The organism is Microvirga massiliensis, from assembly GCF_001006805.1.
GTDB lineage: Bacteria > Pseudomonadota > Alphaproteobacteria > Rhizobiales > Beijerinckiaceae > Microvirga > Microvirga massiliensis.
The window spans coordinates 116,566-121,858 of sequence record NZ_LN811355.1; the positions used below are offsets into that span (position 1 = coordinate 116,566).

4 protein-coding genes are annotated in these 5,293 nt (G+C 63.6%); 1 reads left to right on the top strand and 3 read right to left on the bottom strand.

Annotation, left to right across the window (positions count from 1 at the left end; all coding sequences use genetic code 11):
• Positions 1–1,110 (top strand): hypothetical protein (locus BN1233_RS18955; RefSeq protein WP_210168220.1); only part of this gene is annotated, 1,110 nt, incomplete at its 5' end.
• A 307-nt stretch (positions 1,111–1,417) separates the two neighbouring features.
• Here the strand turns inward: BN1233_RS18955 and tgt are convergent.
• Genes tgt through lpdA form a run of 3 tightly spaced genes read right to left on the bottom strand, consistent with a single transcriptional unit; the run spans position 1,418 to position 5,128 of the window.
• Complete coding sequence (gene tgt, locus BN1233_RS18960; RefSeq protein WP_046865174.1) at positions 1,418–2,569, bottom strand: tRNA guanosine(34) transglycosylase Tgt; 1,152 nt, start codon at positions 2,567–2,569, stop codon at positions 1,418–1,420.
• Complete coding sequence (gene queA / locus BN1233_RS18965; protein ID WP_046865175.1) at positions 2,569–3,663, bottom strand: tRNA preQ1(34) S-adenosylmethionine ribosyltransferase-isomerase QueA; 1,095 nt, start codon at positions 3,661–3,663, stop codon at positions 2,569–2,571. Before queA ends, tgt begins: the two co-directional genes overlap by 1 nt.
• Positions 3,664–3,709: 46 nt before the next feature.
• On the bottom strand, positions 3,710–5,128 hold the full coding sequence (lpdA, locus tag BN1233_RS18970) for a dihydrolipoyl dehydrogenase (RefSeq protein WP_046865176.1): 1,419 nt from the start codon (positions 5,126–5,128) through the stop codon (positions 3,710–3,712).
• Positions 5,129–5,293 lie beyond the last annotated feature (165 nt).

Consider the following 5,293-nt stretch of genomic DNA (forward strand, 5'->3'; position numbering starts at 1 on the left):
GGGCGCTCGGTTAATCCCACAGGACTAATCTGCAATCGATCCATCATGATGGAAGGCACACTCACATCGTGGCGCCGTTTCGTGCTGATCCTCGCGGGAACGGCATTTGGCCTGACGGCGCTCCTCTACGGCTTCATCGCAGTGCTCGACCCCTATGGGCTGAGGACCGGGCCGGGAGGCGCCGCGCGGCCGATCATGGATCTCAACCAGCGGTTCATGTACCCGCAGATCGTGCGAAGCGGCCGGTTCGATTCTGCCGTATTCGGCACCTCGACCGCACGGCTTCTCGACCCTCGCGCCCTCGACGAGGCATTCGGCGGCGCTTTCGCGAATCTGGGCCTGAATGCCGGAACACCTTGGGAGCAGATGCAACTCGCCGATCTCTTCCTGCGTACAGTCGAGAAGCCGAAGACGCTCATCTTCACGCTCGACCGCACGTGGTGCGCCGCCAATGCCGACGAGAATCGGCTGACATTCCGGGCGTTTCCGCCGTGGCTCTACGACGAAAATCGTCTGAACGACTATGCTGAGATCCTCAGCCTCAAGAGCCTCGAGATTGCAGGCCGCGTGCTTCTGAATCGCTTCGGCTTCATGCCGGAACGCATCCGCGGCGACGGATATGAAGTCTTCGTGCCGCCCGACGAGACCTACGATCTCGAGCGCGCGCGGATGCATCTCGGGCAACGGGATTTGCGTGCGACTTCGGTCCGCCCGGACGCGGTTATGCTGCTTCCGGAGGAACGGGCAGCAATTTCAATGCCGGCGCTCTCATGGATAGTGGCAATTCTCTCGCGCGTTCCGCGAGAGACCAGGGTCATCTTCGCTTTCATGCCCGTTCACATCGTCGCGCAGGCACCTGCCGGCACGCGCGAAGCCGCCATAGACGAGGAATGCAAGTCGCGGACGGTCGATCTGGCACGGACGAGAGGTGCGACCGTCGTCGACTTTCGCTTTCCCTCGAATGTCACACAGGACGATGCGCAGTACTGGGATCCCCTGCACTATCGCATCGGAGTTGCTGCGAAGATCATCGATGCGCTGACGCTTGCGCAGCGACACGGACGACCGGTCAACGGATTCTCCCGAGTGCTCGCCCACCGGTCGGAATAGTCTCTCGTTCGTAATGAGCTCGCGGCGCTGAGCGCACGTGAGTTCTTACTTTGCACGATCCTCATGTCCCCCACGTCATTGCGAACGAAGTGAAGCAATCCAGCTGTGCATCCGTCGAAGGGTAGATTGCTTCGCCTGCGGCTCGCAAAGACGGAAGTGCAATGGCAGGAGGCCGTGCACTATTGCCTGTCGCTCGCAAAGGTGTGGTGGAAGCAACCATGCGTCTCGCCCGATCTGGCGCCGATCTCGAGATCGATACGGATTACCTTGCGGACGACGGATCTCTCCGCCGCCAGCGCAGCCAAATTCACTTTCCGGCAGGGACAGGCTCGTCGTCACTCCCGCCTGAGGCCCAACCGGCCTTTACCTCGTCGATATAGGCGTCGAGGCGGTTGTCGGTAATCGCCTTGCGGAGTCCGGCCATGAGTTCCTGGTAATAGGCGAGATTGTTCCAGGTGAGCAGCATCATGCCGAGGATCTCGCCCGATCGCACGAGGTGATGCAGATAGGCGCGGGAATACGTGTTCGAGGCCGGGCATTTCGATTCCGGATCGAGCGGCGTCGGGTCCTCGGCGTGCCGTGCGTTGCGCAGGTTCAGGCGTCCGCGACGCGTGAAGGCCTGGCCATGGCGGCCTGCCCGGGTCGGCATCACGCAGTCGAACATGTCGACACCGCGGCGCACGGACTCCACAATATCGTCCGGCGTGCCGACACCCATCAGATAGCGCGGCTTCTGCGCGGGCAGATAAGGCTCAACGATGTCGATCATCGTGAGCATCACGTCCTGCGGCTCGCCGACCGCAAGCCCGCCGATCGCGTAACCCTTCAGATCCAGCTCGACGAGCGCCTCAGCAGACAGCACCCGCAATCGCTCCACGGTGCCGCCCTGCACGATCCCGAACATGGCGCGCCCGGGCTGGTCGCCGAAGGCGATCTTGCAGCGTTCGGCCCATCGAAGCGACAGCTCCATCGCCCGCTCGGCCTCGTCTTCGGAACAGGGCAGGCGGACGCACTCGTCGAGCTGCATCTGGATGTCGGAGCCGAGCAGGCCCTGGATCTCGATCGAGCGCTCGGGACTCATGAAATGGGTCGAGCCGTCGATGTGGGACTGGAACGTGACGCCGCTCTCCTCGACTTTCCGCAACGCCGAGAGAGACATCACCTGGAACCCGCCAGAATCCGTGAGGATCGGATAGGGCCAGTTCATGAAGGTGTGGAGGCCGCCAAGCCGCGCGACCCGCTCGGCGCCAGGGCGCAGCATCAGGTGATAGGTGTTGCCGAGCACAACATCGGCGCCGAGCGCCTTCACCTGATCAGGATACATCGCCTTCACGGAACCTGCAGTCCCGACCGGCATGAAGGCCGGCGTGCGAATGACGCCGCGCGGCATCCGGATCTCGCCCGTCCGGGCGCGACCGTCCGTAGAGCTGACAGTGAACTGGAACTGGTCGGTCGTCATCACGTGCCTCGCGACGTCTGCTGCCGGAACAGCAGGCAGGCATCGCCATAGGAGAAGAACCGGTATCCCGCAGCGATCGCATGCGCATAGGCCGCCTGCATGACATCGAGGCCGCTGAATGCGGAAACCAGCATGAATAGGGTCGAACGAGGTAGATGAAAATTCGTGAGGAGCACGTCGACGGCCCGAAACTCGTAACCCGGCGTGATGAAGATGTCGGTGTCTCCGGAGAATGGATGGATCGTTCCGTCGCTCATGGTGGCCGTCTCGAGGAGGCGCAGCGACGTCGTCCCAGCGGCAACGATGCGTCCGCCGCGCGCCCGGACAGCATTGAGAGCGGCAGCCGTATCCGCGGACACCGTGCCCCACTCCGCATGCATGTGATGTTCGCTCGTCTCCTCGGATTTCACGGGCAGGAACGTGCCAGCGCCGACATGCAGGGTCACGAAGTGGCGCTCGATGCCGCGAGCGGCGATGCTCTCGAGCAGGCCTTCCGTGAAGTGAAGGCCCGCCGTCGGCGCCGCGACAGCCCCCTCCTCACGGGCGAAGATCGTCTGATAATCGCTCCGGTCCCGTTCGTCGGTCCTGCGCCGCCCGGCAATGTAGGGCGGGAGTGGCAGCTCTCCGAACTGCGCGATCGCCTCGTCGAGCACGGGTCCCGCGAAGGCGAAGCGCAGGAGAACCTCGCCACCCTCTCCTTTCTCTTCGACTTCCGCATCGAGCCTGACGAGCTCGCAGGCCGTGCTCTCCGCGTCCTCTCCGAAGCGTATGCGATCTCCGATCGCGAGCTTCTTCGCCGGCCGCGCGAAGGCACGCCAGCGATCCGAACCCTCACGCTTGTGGAGCATGATCTCTATACGCGCCACCGCGTCGTCGCGCACCCGTATCCCGAAGAGGCGCGCCGGGATAACTCGCGTATCGTTGAACACGAGCGCATCCCCGGGGCGCAGCAGGTCGGGCAGATCATGGACGATCTGGTCCGCGAAGGGCTCGCCCGGACGCACGACGAGGAGGCGCGCCGCATCGCGCGGCTCGCAGGGCCGCAGAGCGATGCGGTCCTCGGGAAGCTCGAAGTCGAAGAGATCGACTCTCATGGCGGCTACACTCGTCCGGCGAGGTGCTCGGCCCTCGGAAGCGGACTCACACGTGGATCACGCGCCCGTAAGCGTCGAGGACACTCTCGTGCATCATCTCCGACAACGTCGGATGGGGGAAGACCGACTGGATGAGTTCCTCTTCCGTGGTCTCGAGGTTCATTGCAATGACGAAACCCTGAATGAGTTCCGTCACCTCTGCCCCGACCATATGCGCTCCGAGAAGCTGCCCGGTCTTCTTGTCGAAGATCGTCTTGACGAGGCCGTCGGGTTCGCCGAGCGCGATGGCCTTGCCATTGCCGACGAACGGAAAACGGCCGACGCGGACCTCGTAGCCCTGCTCCTTGGCCTTTGCCTCGGTTAGGCCGACCGATGCAACCTGCGGATTACAGTAGGTGCAGCCCGGGATCTTGGCCTTGTCCATTTCGTGCGCGTGCAGTCCCTTGATGGTCTCGACGCAGATCACGCCTTCGTGCTCGGCCTTGTGGGCGAGCATCGGCGGACCGGCGACATCCCCAATTGCATAGATGCCCGGAACGTTCGTGCGCCCGAAACCGTCCGTCACGATCACGCCCCGATCGATCTTCACGCCAAGGGCTTCCAGTCCGAGATTCTCGATATTGCCGACCACGCCGACAGCGGAGATCATCCGCTCGGCAGTTATCTTCTGAGTCCCCTTCCCGTCGTCGACGGTCGCGGTTAGCGAATCCGCACTCTTCTCTACCTTCGTGACCTTGGCTCCGGTCAAAATTTTCATGCCCGCTTTCTCGAAGCGCTTCCGCGCAAGTCCTGCGATTTCCGCATCCTCGACGGGCAGGATCTGGGGCAGCACCTCGACCACGGTTACGTCGACCCCCATGGTTCGGTAGAAGGAGGCGAACTCGATCCCGATCGCACCCGATCCCACGACGAGCAGCGATTTCGGCATCGCGGGGGGAACCATCGCCTCGTAGTAGGTCCAGATGAGCTTCTTGTCGGGTTCCATATCCGGCAGGACGCGAGGCCGAGCCCCCGTCGCGACGATGATGTGCTTCGCCTCGTAGCTCCCAGGCCCAAGGGCGCCTTTCGGAGCCTCGGCCCGCTTGGTTTCGCGCACCGCGACGCGGCCGACCTTCTCAATGGCGGCCTCGCCCCAGATCACGTCGACCTTGTTCTTGCGCAGCAGCATGCCGACGCCGCCATTGAGGCGCTGCGACACCGCGCGCGAGCGCTGGACGATCGCCCCTGCATCGAAGCCGACCCGCTCGGCCGAGAGACCGTAATCCTTCGCGTGCTGCATGTAGTGGTAAATCTCGGCCGAGCGCAGCAGCGCCTTGGTGGGGATGCAGCCCCAGTTCAGGCAGATGCCGCCGAGATGCTCACGATCTACGACCGCTGTCTTGAGCCCGAGCTGCGCGGAGCGGATCGCAGCCACGTAGCCACCCGGCCCACCGCCGATAACGATCACATCGTAGGAATTGGCCATGGCTGCTGCCCCTCTGCGGCCGATCCGATGCGACGGCGGCCTCCGGTTGCTGGCTCGAAATTGCCGGCAGAAGCATGATCTGCCGGCGCAGGTTCAGATCCCGCCTCGGGATGGTCGGTCACGCGCAAGAGCCGTCGAATGGCCGGGAGCACTCTCCCGCCTCAC

Coding starts and splice junctions, on each gene's coding strand:
- lpdA (WP_046865176.1), bottom strand. CDS start 5,128: ATGGCCAATTCCTACGATGTGATCGTTATCGGCGGTGGGCCGGGTGGC.
- tgt (WP_046865174.1), bottom strand. CDS start 2,569: ATGACGACCGACCAGTTCCAGTTCACTGTCAGCTCTACGGACGGTCGC.
- queA (WP_046865175.1), bottom strand. CDS start 3,663: ATGAGAGTCGATCTCTTCGACTTCGAGCTTCCCGAGGACCGCATCGCT.